The following is a 23,402-nucleotide window of genomic DNA, read 5'->3' as shown; positions in this document are numbered from 1 at the left end:
GTGATGTCACGACAACGCAGGACACTGTCATTGGCACAGCCGCCTAAAGCGCTTCCCAACGCCGCCAGCGCGGTTTCGACCATCAATGACGTCGCCCGGCTGGCCGGTGTATCGATCAAGACCGTTTCGCGCGTCATGAACGACGAGCCCAATGTGCGCGACGAAACCCGCGCCAAGGTCAAGGAAGCCGCCAATCTCCTGCATTACCGGCCGAACCTGCTGGCCCGGTCCCTGGCCGGCGCGCGCAGCTTCATGATCGGCCTGCTGTACGACAACCCCAGCCAGTCCTATGTCTACGACCTGCAGATGGGCGCCATCAGGCGCTGTCGCCAGAGCGGCTACCACGTCATGGCCGAGCCCCAGGACGCCCATGCCCCCGACCTGGAACGCGCCATCGGCGGGCTTCTGGCGACCATCCGCCTGGACGGTGTGATCCTGACGCCGCCGCTGTGCGACATGGCCGTGGTGCTGCAAACCATCGAAGCGGCCGGCGTGCCCTATGTCCGCGTCGCGCCCTTCCTCTATCCCGGCCGTTCAGCCGCGGTGCGCATGGACGACGCCAAAGCCGCCTTCGACATGACCCGGCACCTGCTGGACCTGGGCCACCGTGACATCGGCTTCATCCTGGGCCATCCGGAACACGGCGCCTCGCACCTGCGCTATGAGGGCTACGTCAAGGCCATGCGTGACGCCGGCATGGAACCGCGCGCCGAATGGGTCAAGCAGGGCTATTTCAGCTTCGAATCCGGCATCGACGCCGCCAGATCGCTGTTTGCCGGCGCCGAGCGTCCGACGGCGGTCTTCGCCAGCAACGACTCCATGGCGTTCGGCATGATCGCCCATTGCCACCAGACCGGCATTCGCGTGCCGGACGACGTCTCGGTCGTCGGGTTCGACGACACGCCGGGGGCGCTGCTGGTGTGGCCGCACCTGACGACCATCCGCCAGCCGATCGAGGACCTGGCGCACCAGGCCGCCGACATGCTGCTGGCCCGCGCCAACGGCGAAGACGCCGGCCATCCGGGCGACACCCGCCTGCTGCCGTTCGAGCTGATCCCGCGTCAATCGGCGCAAAAACTGTAGGTCCTAACCGACCGCGCTGGATTTCGATTCAAATATCCGGCCGACGATCTTCCTTCCTTCCTTCCTTCCTTCTCCTCCCTATTTCTTCAATGGGGAGGTGGCGAGCAAGCGAAGCCAGGCCGAAGGCCATTGGCAAGCGCGTCGAGACGGAGGGGTCCTCTTAGCGGCCGCTCCAAATGCCTTCGGTATGGTTCGCACGCCCTTACTTGCGTCATACCCACGTGCGGTATCCGCCTTTGGTGTGAGGCCCATGCAAACCACATGCGGATTTTATTTTATTTCCGGTAGGACACCCCATCTCTGTGGCGGGCGCATTGTGCGCCTGCAGCCGGGCCTGTGGGGGCATCCATGAACTCTGCAATTGCGCCGTGTTCCGGCCGCCTTTTCTTGCCTGTAAGCCTGTTTTGAACCGATGACTCAGATGATCAGTACACCCGAACCGGATACCGAACTGAAGCCCCTGCGCGTGCTGGTGGTTGACGACAATGTGCCGTCCGCCCAGACCCTGGAATGGACGATCGAAACCTATGGCGATGAGGTTCGCAGTTGCCATGACGGCCGCACGGCCCTGCGTGAAGCGCATGAGTTCCTGCCGGAGGTGATCCTGCTGGACCTGGCCATGCCGGGCATGGACGGGATCGAGGTCTGCCGCCAGTTGCGTAAGGACGAGTCCCTTGCCGGGGTGAAGATCATCGCCCAGACCGGACATGCCGGCCCTGAACACCGTCGCATGACGGCGGCCGCCGGCTTCGACCTGCACCTGGTCAAGCCTGTCGATCCGCATGTCCTGGCCGACATGCTGCATCTTTTGCGCACCAACCCCTTGCGCCGTCGTCGTTGATGCTGGACTGCCTGATCATCGGCGGTGGTCCGGCGGGTCTGACGGCGGCCATCTACCTGGCGCGCTTCCGCCGCCGGATTGCCGTGGTCGACGACGCCAACAGCCGGGCCCGGCTGATCCCGGTGTCGCATAATTTCCCGGGCTTTCCTCATGGAGTTACCGGCGATGGCCTGCTGCTGCGATTGCGGGAGCAATTGGCGCCCTATGACGTGCCCCGCCACGACAGCCGGGTCGAAATCCTCAGCAGGCATGACGACCATTTCGCTGCGCACACGGCCGATCAGGCATTCGAAGCCAAAACCGTAATCCTGGCCACCGGCATTTCCGATGCCGGTGTCGATATGCAGCGTCTGGAACCGGCCATCCGCGACAGCACAATCCGGTTGTGCCCGGTGTGCGATGGCTTCGAAGCCATGGACAGACGCGTCGCCGTGGTCGCCCGCACAGACCATGCTATCGGACATGCTCTGTTCCTGCGGACCTATACCGCTGACCTGACCCTGGTGCATGTCGGCGAGGCCGCCTTGGACCAGGAGGGGAGGGGACGACTTTCCGACGCCGGTATCAGGTTGGTCGAAGGCGCCTCTGTCGATATCCGGATTGATGATGACGGCAAACCCGTGGTCGCCCTTGACGGTACGCCGCACGGCTTCGACATGGTCTATCCGATGTTCGGCTGCCGGCCTCGGGCGGGCCTGGCCCAGGCGCTGGGGGCGCAAAGCGACGAGGTTGGCGAGTTGACTACCGACCGCTATCAGGAAACGACGGTGCCGGGCCTGTTCGCGGCTGGCGACGTCGTCAGCGGTCTGAACCAGATCAGCGTCGCCTGCGGTCAGGCCGCCATTGCCGCCTGCCACATCCACCATAAACTACCGAGAGCGTGGTAAAGGGCTTTTAGAGGCAAGGAAATCCAACTTATTTCATCCCTCCCCGTTATACGGGGAGGTGGATTATTTGCTGGAAGCAAATAAGACGGTGGGGGATTTGGCCCGCCGGTGTTTCCATCATCTACGCCTATATTCTTCAAAGCTTGGCACCAAAACGTGCAGAATAAGTTTGTCGGCGACCCAAGCACCATTGGGGATTTTACCCGCCGATAGTTCCCCCAGTCCAAAGCAAAAAAAACCCGACGGATCTTGCGAACCGTCGGGATCAAAGGCCAGTGCCTTCCAAATAATGCCACATTTAAGAAGGCGCTTTAAAACCACATAACGCCCGGACTGTGAAAAAGGGAAAGAAGTCCGATCGTCAGCCAGCGGTTTTAAACACAAACCTGATGCACCGAGGTGCAACAGGAAACAGGGTAAGCGTATCTATAACCGCAAACTGACAACGCTGTCAAATAAATAATGAAAGCAAATATATTTTTCAAATGAAACCGAGACTTACATCGGTTTCAGGGGGTAAAGAAGGTATTAAGACCGCTTGACCTTGTCTGATAGCGCTGTCAATAATCGCCGCCAACAGCCCGGGGCCGGTCACAATTTGGTCACACGGGTAAGCGCGGCGAGGGGCATTCCGCGGGCGGCTTTGTTCCGCGCTCCTAACCATGCTACAAAGTACAAAAACCGTTGGGAAAAGCGCTTTAAGGAGCACCATGTCCGTTACGTCACCGTCCGCCGCGACGAACCCCGCCGCCCGTTTCAAGCGCCTGCTCAAGCTGGGCACCGCCTTTGGCCTGGCCCTGTCGCTGTCCGTGACGGGCGCCGTCGTGGCCGCTGAAACCGGCTCCGTCGAAGCCGTCCTGGCCCGCTCCGCCAAGCCGCATACGGCCGCCGTCGACCTGGCCGCCAAGAAGAAAAAGGCCAAGGCAAAAGCGAAAAAGCGCGCCCCACGTAAGGCTTCCAAAAAGGTCGCCGCCAAAAAGCCTGCCGCCGCGAAAGCCGCCAAGGCGCCCAAGGCCGACGCCGTTATCCCGATCGATCCGGCCTGGCCGGTCGTGCCCGACGCCGGTATCGCCGATGCGGCAACCGAGGCGCGGATCACCGAAATCATGAGCCAGATGACGCTGGAGGAAAAGGTCGGTCAGACCGTCCAGGCCGACATCAACTTCATCAAGCCGGAAGAGCTGAAGATCTATCCCTTGGGTTCGATCCTGGCCGGCGGTAACTCCTCGCCGGGCCAGAACGAACGCGCCACCCCGGATGCCTGGCTGCAAGTCGCCGACGACTACTGGCGCGCCTCGCTGGAATATCCCTCCAAGGTCAAGATCCCGGTCCTGTTCGGCATCGACGCCGTCCACGGCCACTCCAACCTGGTCGGCGCGGTCATCTTCCCGCACAATGTCGGCCTGGGCGCTGCGCACAATCCCGAACTGATCCGCAAGATCGGTGAGGCCACCGCCCAGGAAATGGCCGTGGCCGGGGTCGACTGGACCTTCGCGCCTACGGTCGCCGTCGCTCGCGACAAGCGCTGGGGCCGCGCCTACGAGTCCTATTCCGAAAACCCTGCCGACGTCGCCGCCTATTCCGGCTACATGGTCGAAGGCCTGCAAGGCGCCGATGGCGCGCGCGTCGGCATCAAGCCGGGCCACATCATGTCGACCGCCAAACATTATCTCGGCGATGGCGGCACGGCCAACGGCAAGGATCAGGGCGACGCCGAGATGAGCGAAGCCGACCTGGCCCGCATCCACAATGCCGGTTATCCGCCGGCGATCGAAGCCGGCACCCTGTCGGTCATGATTTCCTTCTCGTCGTGGAACGGTGAGAAGATGGCCGGCAACAAGCGGCTGATCACCGGCGCCCTGAAGCAGCGCATGGGCTTTGACGGCTTCGCCATCACCGACTGGAACGCCCACCGCCAGATCCCGGGCTGCGAGCAGGACGACTGCCCCCAGGCCATCAATGCCGGTGTCGACATGTACATGGCGCCCGACACCTGGAAGGCCGTCTATACCAACCTCCTGGCCGACGTGAAGTCGGGCGAGGTGCCGATGGCCCGCCTGGACGACGCCGTCCGCCGCATCCTGCGTGCCAAGATCAAGGGCGGCCTGTTCGAACTGGGCGCCCCCAAGGACCGCGCCCTGTCGGGTAACTGGCAGGTGCTGGGCTCGCCGGATCACCGCGCCATTGCCCGCCAGGCCGTGCGCGAATCCCTGGTGCTGATCAAGAACCAGAACCGCATCCTGCCGCTGCGCGGCTCGGACCATATCCTGGTCACCGGCTCGGGCGCCCATGACGTCGGCAAACAGGCCGGCGGCTGGACCATCACCTGGCAGGGCACCGGCAATTCGCGCGAGGACTTCCCGAACGGCCAGTCGATCTACGAAGGCATTGCCGAAACGGTCGAACGTTACGGTGGCACCGCCTCGCTCAGCGTCGACGGCGTCTACAAGGAAAAGCCGGATGTGGCTGTGGTGGTCATCGGCGAGGACCCCTATGCCGAGTTCCAGGGCGACCGCCCGAACCTCGACTATCAGCCCGGCGACGCCACCGACCTGGCCCTGATCAAGAAGCTGAAGGACGCCGGCATTCCGGTCGTCACCGTCTTCCTGTCGGGCCGGCCGATGTGGACCAATCCGGAAATCAACGCCTCGGACGCCTTTGTCGCGGCCTGGCTGCCCGGCACCGAAGGCGGCGGCATCGCCGACGTCCTGGTCGGCAATGCCGACAAGAAGCCGCGCAACGATTTCAAGGGCAAGCTGACCTTCTCGTGGCCGAAGTTCGCCAACCAGCAGCCCCTGAACGTCGGCACCATGGATTACGATCCGCAGTTCGCCTACGGCTACGGCCTGACCTATCTCAGCGACGGTTACGTGCCGCAGCTGTCGGAAGACTCCGGCCTCGGCGAAGAAGCCGTGGTCAATGTCGACACCTATTTCGCCTCGGGCCGCATCAAGGCACCGTGGACCCTGAACCTGATCGATGTCTCGGGCAGCACCTCGGGCGACCAGGGCATGTTCACGAGCCCCGGCGGCGCGGTGAGCCAGAGCGCGGTCGACGCCGGCAAACAGGAAGCCGGCCGTTCGCTGGTCTACTCGGGCTCGGGCCGCGGCCAGGCCGCCATTTCTGGCGCCCCCGTCGACCTCAGCCGCCAGACCACCGGCAAGATGACCCTGGGCGTCACCTATCGCCTGGATGCTCCGGTTTCGGGCCCTGTCCTGCTGGGCATGGGCACGGATGCCGGCTCGACCCATCCCGTGAACATCGCCTCGGCCCTGACGGCGCCGGTCGGCGAATGGGCGACGGTGAAGGTCACCCTCGACTGCTTCGTCGCCGCCGGCGTTGACGTCAGCAAGGTCGGCGTGCCGTTCTCCCTGACCAGCGATGCCCCGCTGAAGATCAGCTATTCCAGCATCAAAATCGCCTCGGACGAGGGCGACGCGACCTGCCCGCGTTAAATCATACCTCCCCGCGCTCTTCGCGTGGGGAGGGGGACCACCCGAAGCCGTAGCAAGGCAAAGGCGAAGGGTGGTGGTGGGGCGACTTTCTTCGGCCTCCACCGCCCGGCTTAAAAATATAGAGCGGCGAATCCCATCGCCGCCATTCACCTGTTGAGACTTCCGCATTGATTCAGCCTGCGGGCTGTGTCATTTGTAGTATAATTAACCAGGCCCGGCATGCGACCGGGCCGTCTTACAGGGGGCTTTCATGCCTGATTTGAAACAGTATTTGCCGTCGGCAAATTTCCTGTCGAACCTCGATCTGTGGATCGTGGTGTTCTACGCCGTCTCGATCTTCGTCCTGGCGCAGGTCGTCGGCCGCCGCAAGGCGGGCGAAGAGGCTACCTCCAAGGGCTACTTCCTGGCCAATAACCAGCTGCCGTGGTGGGCCATCGGCGCCTCGCTGATCGCCGCCAACATCTCGGCCGAACAGATCGTCGGCATGTCCGGTTCGGGCTACAAGATCGGCCTGGCCATCGCCTCCTACGAATGGATGGCGGCCCTGACCCTGATCATCGTCGGCAAGTACTTCCTGCCGGTCTTCCTGAAGAACGGCGTCATGACCATGCCGGGCTTCCTGGAGCAGCGCTTCGGCGCCAGCGTGAAGTACCTGATGGCGGTGTTCTGGCTGATCCTCTACGTCTTCGTCAACCTGACCTCGATCCTGTGGCTGGGCGCGACGGCGGTGATCACTGTCACGGGCCTTGAGCCCTTCTGGGTGCTGACCGGCCTGGGCATTTTCGCCCTGCTGTATCAGATCACCGGCGGCCTGAAGGCCGTGGCCATGACCGACATCGTCCAGGTCGTCCTGCTGGTTCTGGGTGGTCTGATCATTTCTTTCCTGACCCTGACCAAGATCGGCGGTTCCCAGGACCTGACCGGCTTCATCGCCGGCTTCTCGACCCTGCATGACCGCTTCCCCGACCACTTCAAGATGATCCTCAACGAGTCGTCGCCGCACTTCAAGGAACTGCCGGGCCTGGCCGTCCTGCTGGGCGGGCTATGGATCATGAACATCTCCTACTGGGGCTTCAACCAGTACATCATCCAGCGCGCCCTGGCCGCCAAGGACCTGCCCGAAGCGCAAAAGGGCATCGCCTTCGCCGCCTATCTCAAGCTGCTGATGCCGCTGATCGTCGTGGTTCCGGGCCTGGCCGCCCTGATCCTGGCGCCCGACCTGGCCAAGCCGGACCAGGCCTACCCCAGCATGATGACCCTGCTGCCGACGGGCCTGCTGGGTCTGGTGTTCGTGGCCCTGACCTTCGCCGTCATCTCCTCGACCGCGTCCAAGATCAACTCGATCGCCACCATCTTCACCCTGGACGTCGTCGCCCCGTTAAAGCGCGACATTCCGGACAACAAGCTGGTCGGTGTCGGCCAGATCGCCGCCGTCGTGTCGGTGATCATCGCCATCTTCACCGCCGAGCCCCTGCTGGGCAAGTGGGACCAGGCCTTCCAGTACATCCAGAACTTCACCGGCTACTTCACCCCGGGCATCGTGGTGATCTTCGCCCTGGGCATGTTCTGGAAGCGCTGCTCGACGGCGGGCGCCCTGGCGACCATCGTCGGCGGCGTGGCCATGTCGGCAGCCTGGTCGTACATCGATCCGGCCTATCCGTTCATGAACCGGGTTGGCTGGGTGTTTGTCGCCAGCACCGTCCTGTGCGTGCTGGTGTCGCTGATCCTGCCGAACAAGAAGGAAGTCTCGACGCTTACCCTCGAAGGCGTCAGCTTCAAGACCTCGACGGCGTTCAACATCCTGGCCATCGGGGTCGTCGCGATCCTGGTCGTCCTCTACGGCATCTTCTGGTAAGCAACACTTCCAGTTTATGCGAAACGCGGCCGGATCGCTCCGGCCGCGTTTTTGTTTGCACCCGCAAAATAAGCCGTTGACGAAACCTCCAGCCGTGTTTGACTGTCCGCCTACGGAGGGCGTCGATGCGGACTCTGGCGGCGATTCTGCTGGTGATAGGGGTAATGGTGACAGGTCAGGCCAATGCCATGCCGTGGGACAAGCCGCGCACGGCCATCGTCCTGGCCTTCGATCCCGAATGGGACGCCCTGCTGCCGCATATCGAAGACGCCAAAACCGAGACCCATGACGGCGTCACCTATGTCACCGGACATATCGGCGACGAGCCGGTGGTCATGGCCCTAAGCGGCGTTTCCATGGTCAATGCCGCTATGAATACCCAACGCCTGCTAAGCCACTATAAGGTCTCACGCATCGTCATGTCCGGCATTGCCGGCGGCGTCGACCCCGGCCTGAACATCGGCGATATTGTTGTCGCCGATGCCTGGTCCCAGCCGATGGAAACCCTGACGGCGCGCGAAACTCCGGAAGGCTATATCCCGCCGGCCTGGCTGTGGGGCATGTCGCACAAGCCCAATTTCGGCATGTTTCTGCCGCGCCAGGTCCGCATTGGGACCATCGACTACGACAGCTTCCCGGCCGATCCGGCCCTCGTCGCCATTGCGCACAAACTCGAGCCCCTGGCGCTGAAACAGTGCGTCTCGGACACGCTCTGCCTCGAACACGCGCCAAAGGTCGTGGTCGGCGGGGAGGGGGTGAGCGCCGCGTCCTTCGTCGACAATGCCGACTACCGCCAATACCTCCACACAGCCTTCAAAGCCCGTGTCACCGACATGGAATCCGCCGCCGTCGCCCAGGTCGCCTTCGCCAATAGCGTCCCCTTCATCGCCTTCCGCTCACTATCCGACCTGGCGGGTGGCGATGCCGACGTCAACCAGATGATGGCCTTCATGACCCTGGCGTCGGAAAACTCCGCTTCGGTCGTCGTCGCCTTCGTCAAAGCCCTGCCCGGAAAGGACTGACATGAAGTTCCTCGACACCTATTTCGGTCTCACCGCCCAGGGCACCACCGTCCGCACCGAAGTCGTCGCCGGCTTCACCACCTTCCTGACCATGGCCTATATCATCCTGGTCAACCCGGCCATCCTGTCGGCCACAGGCATGCCCGTTGCCGCCATCGCCGCAGCGACCTGCCTGTCGGCGGCGTTCGCCTCGATCCTGATGGGACTGGTCGCCAACTACCCGCTGGCCCTGGCGCCCGGCATGGGGCTGAATGCCTATTTTACCTTCACCGTGGTCAAGGGCATGGGCCTGCCGTGGCAGGTGGCCTTGGGCTGCGTCTTCATCTCCGGCGTCTGTTTCCTGCTGCTGACCCTGGTCGGCGTGCGGCAACTGATCGTCAATGCCATCCCCAAGCCCCTGTTCGCCGCCGTCGCCGCCGGCATCGGCCTGTTCATCGCTTTTATCGGCCTGAAGGAAGCCGGCATCATCGTCGCCAACCCAGCCACCACCGTGGCGCTGGGCGACCTGCATTCGCCGGTGCCGCTGCTGGCGCTCACCGGCCTGCTGATCATCGCCGTGCTCAATGCCTGGAGGATCAAGGGCGCGATCCTGATCGGCATCTTAGGCACCTCGGCTCTGGGCTGGCTGTTCCACTTGGTCAGCTATACGCCCCAGCCCTATGACCTGACGGCCATGACCGCCACCATGGGCCAGCTCGACATCCCGGGCGCGCTGAACATCGCGAAGACCGGCTTCGGCGTGCTCGAAATCATTTTCGTCTTCCTGTTCGTCGACCTGTTCGACAATGTCGGCACCCTGGTCGGGGTCTCGAAACGCGCCGGGCTGATCGACGCCGACGGCAAGATCCCTCGCCTGAACCGCATCCTGACCGTCGATTCCATCGCCACCATGGTCGGGTCGTTTTTCGGCACCTCGACGGTCACCAGCTATATCGAAAGCGCCGCCGGGGTTCAGGCCGGCGGCCGCACCGGTTTGACCGCCGTGGTGACCGGCCTGCTGTTCCTGGTGGCCCTGTTCTTCGCGCCCTACGCCCAGTTCATCCCAGCCGCCGCCACGGCGCCGGCCCTGATCATCGTCGGCGCCATGATGATGAAGCCCCTGGCCGAGATCGAATGGGACGACCCGATCGACGCCTTGCCGGCCTTCCTGATCCTGATCGGCATCCCGCTGACCTTCTCCATCGCCAACGGCCTGGCGTTCGGCATCACCGCCTATGCCCTGCTGAAACTGCTGCGCGGCAAGGCAACCCGGAGCGACTGGATGCTGCTTGTCCTGGCCGGGTTGTTTGTCGTGCGCTTCGTCTATCTGAGCGCCGGATAGGGTTGCAAGCCGGCATTCACCGTGACACTGATACCGCATTCAGGAGGCACAGAATGGACCGGCGGCATCTCTTCAAAACAGGCTTGGCAGCAGCAGGTCTGACCGCACTCCCGACCTTGGCCCGGGCCGATACGCCCATCGTGCCGATCCGCGTCAACGAACCTGATGTCTTTCGCACCACAGTCTGCCTGAGGCCATTCCGCGCCGCCGGACCGCGTATCGAAACCGAGACGGTCGGCCGCAAGATCGTCGTCCATAACTACGGCCACGGCGGCAGCGGCTGGTCCCTGTCGTGGGGCTCGGCCGAAGCCGCGGTCAAACTGGCCATGCAGTCCTCGCCGGAAAAGATCGCCGTCATTGGCGCCGGCGCCCTGGGCCTGACCGCCGCCATCACCGCCCAACGCGCCGGCGCCGACGTCACCATCTACGCCAGGGAACGCTTCCCGTTTGTGCGCTCGGCCCGGGCGACCGGCACCTGGTCGCCGGACTCGCGCGTCGCCAAGGCAGCCTCGGTCGACGCCGGTTTTGCTGACCGCTGGGAGCGCATGGCGCGCACCTCCCTGGCCATGCACCGCGGCTTTGTCGGCCTGGCCGGCAATCCGGTCGAATGGCTGGACCAGTACCTCGTCCGCCGCAATCCTTCGCCCCCGCCGGAGGCGCAGCCACCACAACAGGCCGAAGAGGACCCGGGCTTTATCTACCTGGAAAACCGGCTGGGCGATGTCGTGCCGCACTCATCCCCCTATACCGGTGCCCATCCATTCAATGCCGCCGAAGTCCGCCGCATGTCACAGATGACGTTCAACGTCGCGTCCTACTGCCACCAGCTCGAAAGCGACTTCCTCGCCGCCGGCGGCCGCTTCGAAGCCATGGAGTTCCATTCGCCGTCCGATCTGTCGCGGCTGAAGGAGAAGGTGGTTATCAACTGCACCGGCTACGGCGCCCGCGCCCTGTGGAAAGACGAAAGCATCACCCCGGTGCGCGGCCAGATCGTCTGGCTGGTGCCCCAGCCGGACGTCCACTACGGCTTCTATGCCCGTGGCCTTCTGGTGCTGGCACGGCGTGACGGCATCGTTGTTCAGGCCACCGGCGGCGAAATGTCGGGCTGGAACGACGACAACGAAAATCCGGATCCGGTTGCCGCCCAGGCGGCGTTGGAGACACTGAAAAGCGTCTTCGTCTAAAAGACCCGATGAACCTGGATCAGCCGGTCGTTCTCGTCCGGCCCTTTGGCCAGGCGCATAGGCTCCGGCACGGCGTCGCCATAGACCAGGGTGGCCAGGAACAACGACTTTTGCAGCCAGTCATGCGGCCCTTTCACGGTGGTGAAGCTGGGGCTGAGGCGGAAGACATAGCGCCCGTCGTCGGCCTGCGGGTACATCAGCCCGACATTATGGATGATGATCAAGGTGCCATCGTCGGCCTGCAGGCGATAGAAGGCGTCGACGACATCGACTCCGTCCGGCCGGGTGACGGGAAAATCGGCGCCGCCGGGGACGACCTTGCCCTTCAGTTTCGGCCCTTCGAAGCGCCCGCCGATGATCGGCCAGATGACGTCGCGGCGGCCATCCTTGGCCTCTGCGTTGGGCCCCATCGGCTGCGGCGTCGAACAGGTCACGACCAGGTTCATCACCAGTTCGGTCTTTATCGGATCGAGGTCGACCAGGCCGCTGGCGGAAGCGGGCCGGGCGGCGGCGGTCAGGGCGGCGGCAACGCCGGCACTGGCGCCCAGCAGAGTTCGGCGGGACAGGATGGAATCGGACATGTGGCACCCTTGGTTGGCGGAAACCAAAGCTATAGACATCCGCACCAACCGGCTCATCTCCCGTTTGGGATATGATAATCCGTTGGTCTGTCCTGCAGGTCGCTCGTAATTTTCCCTCGCACCTAAGTGGCAGGGCTATCGCATATGGAATGTTCAAGCGCCCTCCTCTCCACGAAGTGGGGAGGTGCCGGCGAAGCCGGCGGAGGGGTATAGGTCGGCGTCCACGACAACCGGCTTCAGGTCATTGGCCTCCCACAATCCTCACTCAGTGCGCAAAATGCCCGACCATGGTCGAGCAGATCAGCCGCACCAGGTCCGATTGCCGCGGGGCGCCGGTCTTGGCCAGGACCTGCTTCAACTGAAACCGTACCGTGCCTTCGGCCAGGCCGTTCTGCGCCGCATAGGTGTTGACCGCGCCGCCCTCGGCAATGGCCTTGGCCAGCCGCGCCTCAGCCGGCGACAACCGGAACAGCTTCTCCAGCAAACGCGCCGGCACCTCGAACGGCGTCCCGGCGCCGCTCAGGAACAGCGCGACCGCCGGTGCGCCCGTCGCGCCTTCGCTGCCGGGCAGGGGCATGGCGACCAACTGGGTCGGCGCCGTCAGGCCGTCGTCCAGAACCAGACAGCGCTTGTCCGGCGTATCGGCCGCCAACGCATCGCTGTTGCGCCGGATCAACTGGTGTAATTCCAGCGTCCGGTCATGGCTGTGGCAGGTCACCCGGTCGGCAACCACGCGCAGAACGCCCGAGGGTTTCAAAAAGGCGCGGGCGGCGTCGTTGGCCCAGATCAGCCGGGCCTGGGCATCACAGACCAGAAGCGCCGGACGAATGCGGTCCAGAACCTGCCCCATGGAGTGGGCCATGACCAGGCTGGAATGCAGTTGGTCGGATAACCGGATGGCCTGGCACAGGTGCGGCATCAACCCTGCCAGGAAGGCGCGTTCCTGGGATGAATAGTCGTCACGCTGGCCGGCGTGGCGATGCAACACCAGGCTGACCCCTTCCGTCGGTGCCAGATCGAGCCCGGCGAAAATTCCCTTGCCCAATCCGACATCTCTCAGGTCGTCCTGGAAGCGGCGTCGGACATGGTCGGGCATGATCAGGTCTTCGTCGCAGGCAATGGAGATCTCGCCGGGCGCCGGCGGGTGACTGTAGTCATAGCGCATGCGCGGATTGGCGGCGTCGTTGACGACCAGGGCGTGCTGACCGCCCCTGTCTTCGGAATGGGAATCGGTGACCAGCCAGGTGGTTTCCAGGATGGGGCCACCGCCGCGAATGCGCTGGATGACCGCGCTGCGCACGCCGACGCCGGTACAGATCTGGTCGAGGAACTGGGTCCACCGTGCCGGACGCTGGACCGTGTCATACAGCGTCAGAAGCAGGTCGTTTTCAAACGCTGGCATGGGCTTGGGGTCTCGCGCGATACTCTACAACCGTTGAGTCTACGCCGTTTGCACGCGAAGTCCATCGCTTTGAACAGCGTTATCGCTACCATTTCCGGCTATGGCATAAATGTTACATTTTATAACTAATTCCGCTCGCGATCGGCCGCGCGATCCGGCTATATCCCAAACGGGATATGCCGCGGGTTCGGCCCCCGGGTTAGCGTCGTTCAAAGACGTTACCACAGGGATTCCTTTTCATGCCGTCCGTTCGTTCCGCTACCCTCGTTTCCGCCCTGGCGCTGATCTGCCTGGCGCCATGGGCTCAGGCCCAGGATACCCGTCCAGCCGGTTATCCGGCCGGCAAGGGCGATGGTGCGGCCACCACGGCGGCGCCTGCCGCGACCACGTCGAAAGTACCGGTGGCCATCCAGGGCCTGCGCCGCCACATGCTGGACACCGGAGTCTCGACCCTGACCTTCCACAGCATGGACGACCTGTTCTATACCCGGACCGTCGGCCGCTCGGGCCCGGTGTGGCAACTGCCATCCAGCACCGCGGCGCTCGACTTCGATTACAGCTTCGCCGGCACGGCGCATAAGGCCGCCGACATCCTGGACGGCAACTTCACCAACGCCCTGCTGGTCATCAAGGACGGCCGCATCGTCAGCGAGATCTACCGTAACAACACAGGACCCGACACCCATTACATGTCGTGGTCGATGGCCAAGTCGATCACCTCGATCCTGATCGGAAAGGCGCTGGAAGAGGGCCGCATCAAATCGCTGGACGACAAGGTCGTCACCTACCTGCCCGAGCTGAAAAGCGGCGGCTACAAGGACGCCACCGTCCGCCAGGTGCTTGAGATGAAGTCGGGCGTCGACTACGAGGAGCGCTACGACTTCTCCAATCCCGGCCCGGCGGCGCAGAACCACGAAAACAGCCTGGTGCTCAACATCACCCGCTTTGCTGACGCCGCCCGCACCGTACCGTCCAAGGCCGCCCCTGGTAGCCTGTTCGAATACAAGACGCTGGACACGGCCGTTCTGGGCTGGCTGGTCGAACGCGTCACCGGCATGAACGCCTCGACCTACATGGCCAGCCGCGTCTGGGAACCGCTGGGCGCCCAGGCCGACGGCTTCTTCATCCTGGACGGCGAGCCCGGTGTCGGGCGCGAATTCACCGGCGCCGGCTACAACGCCACCCTGCGTGACTACGGCCGCCTGGGCCAGATGATGCTCAACGAAGGCGTCGCCAACGGCACGCGCATCCTGCCGCAGGACTGGGTGAAACAATCGACCGCACCCGCCGGACCGGAAACGCCGGAAGGCGGCTACGGCTATCAGTGGTGGACCGTCGCCAACAGCAACGCCTATTACGCCGTCGGCCTGCAAGGACAGTTCATCTACGTCGATCCGGATACACGTACCGTGGTCGTCAAGCTCAGCTACTTCCCGCCCGACGACCAGATGGCCTACGGCGAAGCGCTGAGTTTCATGGCGGCGGCATCGCAATGGAAGCCAAAAGCCGAATGACTTCAGCTCTCTTCGCCCCTTCCGCACAGATCGTCTTCCTTCTCCTCTCCACGAAGTGGGGAGGGGGACCGCGAAGCGGTGGAGGGGTTTCTTACTTTACTTCCTACAGCCTGATTGTCGGGCGAACGACACCATCCGCCTCAATGCCGCGGAACAATACGCAACCACAACAACCACAAAACTGGGGAAACAGGGAATGACTGCAAATACACACCATAAACGTTTCGGGGCCATGGCCTCGGTCCTGGCGCTGATCGCCACCGGCGCACCGCTGGCGGTCCACGCCCAGGACACAGCACCCGCCGCGCCGGCCGCCGACACGGGCGAGGTGGTGGTCATCACCTCCCAGCGCCGCCGCGAAAACCTGCAAAAGACGGCGGTCTCGGCCGTGGTCCTCACCAGCAACGCGCTGGATGGCAAGGGCATCAGCAATGCCGGTGACCTGCAATATGCTGTGCCGTCGCTGTCGTTTACCGACTCAGGCTTCACCCAGAACGTCAATATCCGCGGCGTCGGCCTGTCGGCCAACACGCCGTCGGTGGCCAATGGCGTCGCCACCTATGTCGATGGCGTCTTCCAACCGCCGATCGTGACCACCAACAGCTTCTATGACACCGGCTCGGTCGAAGTCTTCCGCGGGCCACAGGGCACCTTCGTCGGCTCCAACTCGACCGGCGGCGCGATCTTTATCAACACCCAGTCGCCCAAGCTGGGCCGGCACGAAGGCTATGGTGAGGTCTCCACCGGCAGCTTCGACTTCAAGGGTTTCGAAGGCGCGGTCAACCTGCCGCTGGGCGAAACCCTAGCTGTACGCGTGGCGGTCAATGCCCGCAACCGCGAGGCCTTCTTTGACGACCTGGGCCCCAACAACAACCAGGTCGGCCGCCTCGACGAAACCGGCGCCCGTATCGGCATCCTGTGGAAGCCGACCGACGCCTTCCAGGCCCTGTTCAAGCACCAGGGCGACCGGCTCGAAAACGGCGGCTTTGCCTTTGCGCCGATCGCCGCCCAACCCTACGGCGCCTATCGTTCGGCGGACCGTACGGTCGATTTCGACGAGGCCGTCTTCAACAACCAGAAGGCCTATCAGGACACCCTCGAACTGAAGTACGCGTTCGATAACGGCATTACCCTGCGCTCGATGTCGGGCTATCAGTCCAAGAGCTTCAACACCGCCGACGACTACGACGCCACCAACGCGGCGCGCTATACCGGCTTCCTGCCGCGCACCTTCGAACACAACTACGCCCAGGAACAGATCTGGACGCAGGAACTGAACCTGATCTCGCCGACCACCGAACGCTTCAGCTGGATCGCCGGGGTCTATTATCAGCGCAACAAGATCAACAGCGAGTACGACTTCCTGTCGGCCGGCTTCCCGACGACGATCGACACCGTCACCTGGAAAAAGACGACCGGCATCTTCGCCCAGCTGACCTACAAGATCACCCCGACCCTGGCGGTGGATGTCGGCGCGCGCCATTCGACCTATGAGGTCGAAGGTATCGGCGACGTCGTCATCGGCGCCGGCATTCCGGGCTTTCCGCCGAACGGCTTGGCCGTGGCCAGCGTGGCGGGTCAGGAAAAGGACAGCAAGCCGACCGGCAAGATCTCGCTGAACTGGACGCCAAACGACGACAACCTGGTCTATGCCTTCGTGGCGCGCGGCTACAAATCGGGCGGTTTCTCGTCGCCGGTCGACAACTTCAAGCCCGAGACGGTGACCGACTACGAAGCCGGCTGGAAATCCTCGTTCGGACCGATCCAGACCCAGGTCGGCGCCTTCTACTATGATTACAAGAACTTCCAGTACAACCTGGTCAATCCGGGTACGGGCGTGGCCACACCGGGCAATATCGCCGATGCCACCATCAAGGGTGTCGAGGCCAGCTTCCAGGGCCGCTTCGGCAAACTGAAGGTCGACGGCGGCGCCTCCTTCGTCAACTCCGAACTGGGCGAGATCACCTTCATCGACCTGCGCGCCTTCAACCGCGCCCATCCGGGCCAGACGACGGCGGCGCAATGCCCGCCGGGCGTGCCGGATACGCCGGGCTTCTGCTACAACTATGCCGGCCTGATGCGGACCAGTTCGGGCAAGCCCAACCTCTATTCGCCGGAGCTGTCCTACAATCTGGGCATCGAATACGCGTTTGAGATCGGCGACGCCACCTTCACGCCGCGTCTGAACTACGCCTATGTCGGCGATCAATGGACCTATCTCGCCTATGATCCGGCCACCGACCGCATCGAAGGCTACGGTCTGTGGAACGCCCTGGCGACCTACCGCGCGCAAACCTACAGCCTCGAGATCTACGCCACCAACCTGACCGACCAGTCCTATGTCTCGGGCCAGTATGCCGACAACGAATTCTACGGCTCGCCGCGCCAGGTCGGCGTCCGGTTGCGGCTGTCGTACTGAGCGGAGGGCGCCGTGGAACAACTCCCAAGTCCAGGGCGCCGCACCGTGCTCGGAGCCGCCGTCGCATTCGCGGCGGCGGCAGCCGGCGGTGTCGCCCGTGCCGAGACCCTCATACCTCTTGACCGGCCGGGCCTGGAACTGGTCATGCAATTGGTCGTCACCTGCACCGATCCGGAAACCGTTGGCGGCGCTTCCCACAGCAAGGATGGCGAACGGACCGAAATCTGGCCGATCGTCGGCGGCCGTTTCGAAGGTCCCGGCATCCGCGGCGAAGTCATTCCCGGCGGCGGTGATTTTCCCGTTGTCCGGCCCGATGGCGTCGAGGTCATCGATGCCCTGTACCGCCTGCGCACCGACGACGGCGTCCAGATCATCATCCACAATTTCGGCCTGCGCTACCCGGCGGCCAACGGCCTGGCGGAACGTTACCGCCTGGCGCCCGAATTCATCGCCCCGGTCGGTAAGTACGACTGGCTGAACCGCTCGCTGTTCCTGTCCACCCTGGTCGATGTGCCGCCCGCCCTGGCATTGGCCGGACCGGGTCAGAACGACCGCATGATCGAAATCTATCGTGTGACATGACCCTCAAGACCCTGCTTGCCGGCGCGGCATGCCTGGCCCTGGCCGGTTCGGCCATCGCCCAAGATGCGACCTTCGCGCCCCAGACGACCGACATGTTCCGCGCCGCCTCGGATACCCCGGTCATGGCGCCGTTCTGGGCCAAACGCCTGACCGGTTACCTGACCACCCGCGACGGCGTAGAGCTTCGCTACAGTGTCCTGCTGCCCAAGGGCAAGGGCCCGTTCCCGGCCATCCTGAACTACAGCGGCTACGATCCGGGCAGCATCGGCGGAAAATCCTACCTTCAGGGTGATACCGCCATGTCGGTGACCCTGGACCAGGCTCTGGTGGCGCGCGGCTATGCCGTCGTGGGCGTCAATGCCCGCGGCACGGCCTGCTCCGAAGGCGTGTTCGACTTTCTCACCCCCACCTATGGCCGCGACGGCTATGACGCAGTCGAATTCATCGCGTCCCAGCCCTGGTCGAACGGCGCGGTCGGCATGGCCAACTGGTCGTGGGCCGGCATGTCGCAACTGTCCACGGCCTCGCAACAGCCACCGCACCTGAAGGCGATTGCGCCCGGCATGGTGCTGGCCGATCCGCGCCGTGACTCGTGGGCGCCCGGCGGGGTACCGGCGCCGCTGTTCGTCTCCAACTGGTGGCAGTATCTCCACAGCCGCTGGGGCGCCGCCCGCGACAGCGCCGTGGCCGAAGGTGACAAGCCGTGCGTTGCCCAGATCGCCGCCAACACCGTGACGGCCGAGCCCAATTCGCTGGCCACCTTCCTGATCCGCCATCCCCTGCGCGACGACGCCATCGAGGCCCGCCGCCTGTCGGCCGGCACACACAACATCGCCGTACCGGTCCTGTCGATGGAGTCGTTTCAGGACGAGGCCGTGACCTCGCGCGCCGACCACTACCATGACACGCTCGCCCCCGATCGCCTATGGCTGATCCAGACCAATGGCGGCCACGACCTGTATGACGCCCTGCGCTTCCGGGACACCCTGCTGGCCTTTTTCGACCGCTTCGTGAAGGATGAGGCCAACGGCTTCGAGCGCCGGCCTCATGTCGAGGTGTGGATGGAGACGACCTCATCCGACGAACCGGGCCGGCTCAATCTCGACGCCCGCCCATCCTGGAGCTTCACCCGTCCGGCATGGCCGGTGGCGGTGACGCCGCGGGTCCTCAACCTGGCCGACGATGGCCGGCTGACCGCCGAAGCCGGGCAGGGGACGCCGGACGCCTATGCCTATCCGCGCCCGGGCGTGGCGGTGGCGACCGATGAGATGGATACCGGCGGCGACGGCTGGTCGTCTCTGGAGCCCGGCTGGCGCGACGGCGTCGCCGTCTATACCTCCGCGCCGCTGACGCAGACCTTGCTGACCTACGGCACGGCCAGCGCCGACCTGTGGCTGTCGGCCACGACCTCGGACACGGATGTCCAGGTCACCCTGACCGAGGTCCGCCCGGATGGTCAGGAGATGTTCGTCCAGCGCGGTTGGCTGCGGCTGTCGAACCGGGCGCTGGACGCGCGTTCGACACAACTTCTGCCTATCCCGCTCGACCGTCCGGACAGCCAGGTGGCGCTGACGCCGGATGTGTCGGTTCTGGGCCGGGTGGAACTGAGCAAGTTTTCGCATGCTTTCCGGCCGGGTTCGCGCATCCGTATCTGGATCGACACCCCCAGCCGCTGGGGCGGTTATGGCTTCACGCCGGTGTCGGCGCCCTCGACAAACCGGGTCTGGCATGATGCGGCGCACCCGTCGCGTCTGGTGCTGGGCGAACTGACGGACGTCACAGTTCCACCCACCGCCCAGCCCTGCGACACGGTCCTGAAACAGCCGTGTCGCAAGGATCCGCTGGAATAGCAACACCTTATCCTCCACCGCTTGCGGGGGAGGTGTCGAGCAAGTGAGCCCTCTTGAGGGGCGAAACGCGTCGAGACGGAGGGGGAGCCGGAAGCTCCGAGCTTATAACACCCTTCGTTTCGCTTGTTTAAGCCTTCAACAGCAGATGATCGCGTTCCCACGAACTGATCACACCCTGGAAATGATCCAGTTCCGACTGTTTGATGGCTAGAAACGCCTCGAAAAACGCCTCCCCCAGCCGCTCTCGTACCGGCGCACAACCGGCAAACCGCTCCAGCGCCTCCTCCAGAGTTTTCGGCAAGGTGCGCGGATAGATATAGGCATTGCCGGTCGCTTCGGGTGACGGCTCCAGCGCCATCTCGATCCCGAGATACCCCGCCAGCAATGACGACGCCATGGCCAGATACGGATTGGCATCGGCCCCTGGCAAACGGTTCTCGATCCGCCGGTTCTGAGCATCGGCCGTCGGCACACGCAGGCCGCACGAACGGTTATCGCGTCCCCACTGGACATTGATCGGCGCCGAATGGCTGGGGCGCATGCGGCGGAAGGAATTGACCGTCGGCGCGAACAAAGGCGCGATCTCCGGCAGGAAGGTCTGCAACCCGCCGATAAACTGCCGGAACAGCCGCGAATCCGAACCGTCTTCGTCGGAAAACAAGGTCCTGCCATCGCTGTCGACCACCGACATATGCAGGTGCATCGCCGATCCCGGCTGTTCCGCCATCGGCTTGGCCATGAAGGTGGCATAGACGCCATGCGTCAAAGCGGCCTGACGCACCAGGCGTTTGAACACGATGACCTGATCGGCCAACTGCAACGGATCGCCATGGTGGAAGTTGATCTCCAGTTGCCCGGCGCCGGACTCATGGATCATGGTGTCGAGGTTCAGCGTCGCCACCGCCGCATGCTCATAGATGGTCTCGACCAGATTCTCATATTCGGTGATCGACTCCAGGCCGTACGGTTGCGGCGCCGTCTCGGCCCGGCCGGACCGCCCGATCGGCGGCGCCAGTGGCAGGTCCGGATCCGTATTGACCGCCGTCAGATAAAACTCCAGTTCCGGCGCGATCACCGGCGTCCAGCCGCGCGCCGTATAGAGCGCGACCACTTCCTTAAGGATATGCCGCGGCGAGGCCGGCCACGCCGTGCCGTCGGGCTTCTTGGTGTCGGCAAAGACAAAGGCGGTGGTGGTCTTGTATCCCGGCGCGATGTGCAATGTGGCGACATCCGGAAACAGGATCAGGTCGCGGTCGGCATAGGCTTCGTCGCCGTCGCCGGCATAGGCGCCGGTGATATCGACCGAAAACACGCTGGACGGCATGCGCAGCGAGCCCTCGGCTTCGGACTTGATGAACTTGGCGGCTGGCAGGACCTTGCCCCGGATGACTCCGTTCATGTCGGGGACCAGACACTCGATTTCGCTGATACGATGGGTGGAAATCCAGTGCTGGAAGGTTTGGGTCATGACACGCCGGAAAGGAGGAATGATACCCGGCAATATTTATGAATCATAACTATCCTGCAAGCAAATTGTGATCACAATTTCCAAACTTGCCAACCCCTGTCATATCCGCGATAGGGAGCCCATGAGTATCCCCGCGTCCAAATTTTCTGTTGCGCCGATGATGGACTGGACCGACCGGCACTGCCGGGCGTTCCACCGTGCCCTGACGAAACGCGCCCTGCTGTATACCGAGATGGTCACCACCAAGGCCGTCATCCACGGCGATCGCGAGCGGCTGATCGGCTTTTCCGATGTCGAGCACCCTGTGGCCCTGCAACTGGGCGGCTCCGAACCCGACGAACTGGCCCAATGCGCCAAAATCGCCGAAGACTGGGGCTATGACGAGGTCAACCTGAACTGCGGCTGTCCGTCCGACCGTGTCCAGTCCGGATCGTTCGGCGCCTGCCTGATGCGCGAGCCTAAGTTGGTCGCCGACGGCATGCAGGCCATGATCGAAGCTACGAGACTTCCAGCATCTGTGAAATGTCGAATTGGGGTCGACGATCAGGACCCGCGCGAGGCCCTTTTTACCCTCGTCGAGGCCTGCCGCAAGGCCGGGGTCACCACCTTCATCGTCCACGCCCGAAAGGCCTGGCTGAAAGGCTTGTCGCCTAAGGAAAACCGCGACATCCCGCCGCTCGACTACGACCTCGTCTACGAACTGAAACGTAGCTATCCCGACCTGTTCATCTCGATCAACGGCGGCATCGCTACCCTGGCCGAGGCCCAGGCCCATCTGGAGCACGTCGACGGCGTGATGCTGGGGCGAGCAGCCTATCATGAGCCGGCCCTGCTGGGTCAGGTCGATCACCAGTTTTTTAACGAAAACAGTGAGATAGCGCCGTTCGACGCCTTGGATGCCTACCGTTCCTATATCGCCGCGCGGCTGGAAGAGGGCGTGCCCCTGACCCATATGACGCGGCATATGCTGGGCCTGATGCACGGCCTTCCGGGTGCGCGGGCCTTCCGGCGGATACTCACCGTGGACTCGATCGTGCCGGGCGCAGGTCTCGAAGTTATCGACCGTGGCGTAGATGCCGTCCGCGACGCCCTTGCAGCGGCCCAGGCGCGACGCGACGCCTACCTTATGGGTGCAGGATAAGCGAGGTCCGCGTCGCTTCGAAGCGGCTGAGCCGGCCGAGATAGCTCATGCCCAGCAGGGAGATGTTCAGGCCGTCCTTGACGACCAGGGCCTCGACGTCGCGCACGGTGCTGGTGCCGACGCCGACCGAGTTCAGCTTCACCATGGCCGCAAACGACGGGCCGTTGGCGGTGATCACCTTGCGGTCATAGACGAGGTCCTTGGGCGTAAAGCCCAGGCGCAGCGCGTCGGAAGGCGTCAGGACGACCTGGCTGGCGCCGGTATCGACCAAAAAGCGTACAGCGGTATTGTTGACCGAGGCATTGGCCCAGAAATGGCCGTCCTCGCCTTTGGGAATGGCGGTGGTGTGGCCTGAGGCGCTTTCGGAGGAGACTTCAGTGTGGGCGACGGCAGCCTGAACGGGGGCTTCCTCAGTCTGCTCATGCAGCGACAGAATCCCCATGCCGGCCATGACGGCGCAGAACACGGCACTGCCGACGATAATGGCCGATTTGTACATGTTACGCACTCCCGGGGGCGAGCCGGGCACCCCGCCGGATCGCGGCGCTTTTGCGCCTGTCCAAAGCCTAAACGAGAAGGGTTTATTTCAAATGAATCGCCCCCAAAGGCCATCAGAACCGTCGGCCGGTATCCATAAACCGTAAAATATGCCTTTTAAATCAAGGCGCGGGAACGTGGTTTATAAAAAAATATCATCCGGGTTCGGATAATTCTTGCAATAGGCGAAAATCATCTGCATACTGATGATCGACGCGACGACGACTGTGAGGGTGAGGCCCGGCAAATCCTGCCAAACC

General features: G+C 63.6%; 17 protein-coding genes. 13 read left to right on the top strand and 4 right to left on the bottom strand.

Features of this window, described 5'->3' with window-relative positions:
* The first annotated feature begins 30 nt into the window (after positions 1 to 30).
* The 8 genes from ABAC460_RS39700 to ABAC460_RS39665 all read left to right on the top strand — a co-directional run bounded on the left by ABAC460_RS39700 (position 31) and on the right by ABAC460_RS39665 (position 11,648).
* Positions 31 to 1,083, top strand: a complete 1,053-nt coding sequence (locus ABAC460_RS39700; RefSeq protein ID WP_023454323.1) for a LacI family DNA-binding transcriptional regulator — start codon at positions 31 to 33, stop codon at positions 1,081 to 1,083.
* A gap of 421 nt (positions 1,084 to 1,504) precedes the next feature.
* Positions 1,505 to 1,924, top strand: coding sequence for a response regulator (locus ABAC460_RS39695; protein WP_023454322.1), 420 nt, complete (start codon positions 1,505 to 1,507; stop codon positions 1,922 to 1,924).
* Positions 1,924 to 2,811, top strand: coding sequence for an NAD(P)/FAD-dependent oxidoreductase (locus ABAC460_RS39690; protein ID WP_023454321.1), 888 nt, complete (start codon positions 1,924 to 1,926; stop codon positions 2,809 to 2,811). Before ABAC460_RS39695 ends, ABAC460_RS39690 begins: the two co-directional genes overlap by 1 nt.
* 710 nt (positions 2,812 to 3,521) lie before the next feature.
* On the top strand, positions 3,522 to 6,266 hold the full coding sequence (locus ABAC460_RS39685; protein ID WP_023454320.1) for a glycoside hydrolase family 3 protein: 2,745 nt from the start codon (positions 3,522 to 3,524) through the stop codon (positions 6,264 to 6,266).
* A 250-nt stretch (positions 6,267 to 6,516) separates the two neighbouring features.
* Entirely contained in the window at positions 6,517 to 8,121 is a 1,605-nt protein-coding gene (locus ABAC460_RS39680) for a sodium:solute symporter family transporter (protein WP_023454319.1), read from the top strand.
* A gap of 125 nt (positions 8,122 to 8,246) precedes the next feature.
* Entirely contained in the window at positions 8,247 to 9,143 is an 897-nt protein-coding gene (locus ABAC460_RS39675; protein ID WP_023454318.1) for a 5'-methylthioadenosine/S-adenosylhomocysteine nucleosidase, read from the top strand.
* 1 nt (position 9,144) lies between these two features.
* Positions 9,145 to 10,464: an NCS2 family permease gene (locus ABAC460_RS39670; protein ID WP_023454317.1), complete on the top strand. Its 1,320-nt coding sequence runs from the start codon at positions 9,145 to 9,147 to the stop codon at positions 10,462 to 10,464.
* Positions 10,465 to 10,517: 53 nt separating this feature from the next.
* The gene (locus ABAC460_RS39665; RefSeq protein ID WP_023454316.1) at positions 10,518 to 11,648 is read left to right on the top strand and encodes an FAD-dependent oxidoreductase; all 1,131 of its coding nucleotides are present in this window, start codon (positions 10,518 to 10,520) and stop codon (positions 11,646 to 11,648) included.
* Here the strand turns inward: ABAC460_RS39665 and ABAC460_RS48435 are convergent.
* Complete coding sequence (locus ABAC460_RS48435; RefSeq protein ID WP_023454315.1) at positions 11,645 to 12,229, bottom strand: DUF3237 domain-containing protein; 585 nt, start codon at positions 12,227 to 12,229, stop codon at positions 11,645 to 11,647. The genes ABAC460_RS39665 and ABAC460_RS48435 overlap by 4 nt on opposite strands.
* A 265-nt stretch (positions 12,230 to 12,494) precedes the next feature.
* A complete protein-coding gene (locus ABAC460_RS39655; RefSeq protein ID WP_023454314.1) occupies positions 12,495 to 13,631 on the bottom strand; it encodes a helix-turn-helix transcriptional regulator in 1,137 nt (378 codons plus the stop codon).
* Between the two features lie 239 nt (positions 13,632 to 13,870).
* Here ABAC460_RS39655 and ABAC460_RS39650 point away from each other — a divergent pair, with 239 nt between their 5' ends.
* The 4 genes from ABAC460_RS39650 (at position 13,871) to ABAC460_RS39635 (ending at position 19,996) form a co-directional block, all read left to right on the top strand.
* Positions 13,871 to 15,145 carry a serine hydrolase domain-containing protein gene (locus ABAC460_RS39650; RefSeq protein ID WP_023454313.1) on the top strand — a complete coding sequence of 425 codons (1,275 nt, stop codon included), beginning with the start codon at positions 13,871 to 13,873 and terminating at the stop codon, positions 15,143 to 15,145.
* 196 nt (positions 15,146 to 15,341) lie between these two features.
* Positions 15,342 to 17,564: a TonB-dependent receptor gene (locus ABAC460_RS39645; protein WP_081716608.1), complete on the top strand. Its 2,223-nt coding sequence runs from the start codon at positions 15,342 to 15,344 to the stop codon at positions 17,562 to 17,564.
* 45 nt (positions 17,565 to 17,609) lie between these two features.
* Positions 17,610 to 18,146: a DUF3237 family protein gene (locus tag ABAC460_RS39640; protein ID WP_023454311.1), complete on the top strand. Its 537-nt coding sequence runs from the start codon at positions 17,610 to 17,612 to the stop codon at positions 18,144 to 18,146.
* Positions 18,143 to 19,996, top strand: a complete 1,854-nt coding sequence (locus tag ABAC460_RS39635) for a CocE/NonD family hydrolase (RefSeq protein ID WP_023454310.1) — start codon at positions 18,143 to 18,145, stop codon at positions 19,994 to 19,996. Before ABAC460_RS39640 ends, ABAC460_RS39635 begins: the two co-directional genes overlap by 4 nt.
* 127 nt (positions 19,997 to 20,123) lie before the next feature.
* Here ABAC460_RS39635 and ABAC460_RS39630 read toward each other — a convergent pair whose 3' ends face one another.
* Positions 20,124 to 21,464 carry a glutamine synthetase family protein gene (locus ABAC460_RS39630; RefSeq protein WP_023454309.1) on the bottom strand — a complete coding sequence of 447 codons (1,341 nt, stop codon included), beginning with the start codon at positions 21,462 to 21,464 and terminating at the stop codon, positions 20,124 to 20,126.
* Positions 21,465 to 21,585: 121 nt separating this feature from the next.
* On the opposite strand from ABAC460_RS39630, the gene dusA reads away from it, so the two are divergent.
* Complete coding sequence (gene dusA, locus ABAC460_RS39625; protein ID WP_031237036.1) at positions 21,586 to 22,605, top strand: tRNA dihydrouridine(20/20a) synthase DusA; 1,020 nt, start codon at positions 21,586 to 21,588, stop codon at positions 22,603 to 22,605.
* Here the strand turns inward: dusA and ABAC460_RS39620 are convergent.
* Entirely contained in the window at positions 22,589 to 23,104 is a 516-nt protein-coding gene (locus ABAC460_RS39620; protein ID WP_023454307.1) for a TIGR02281 family clan AA aspartic protease, read from the bottom strand. The genes dusA and ABAC460_RS39620 overlap by 17 nt on opposite strands.
* Positions 23,105 to 23,402: the final 298 nt, after the last annotated feature.

The organism is Asticcacaulis sp. AC460 (genome assembly GCF_000495795.1).
Taxonomy (GTDB): Bacteria; Pseudomonadota; Alphaproteobacteria; order Caulobacterales; family Caulobacteraceae; genus Asticcacaulis.
This window is presented reverse-complemented; position numbering and strand designations above follow the sequence as displayed.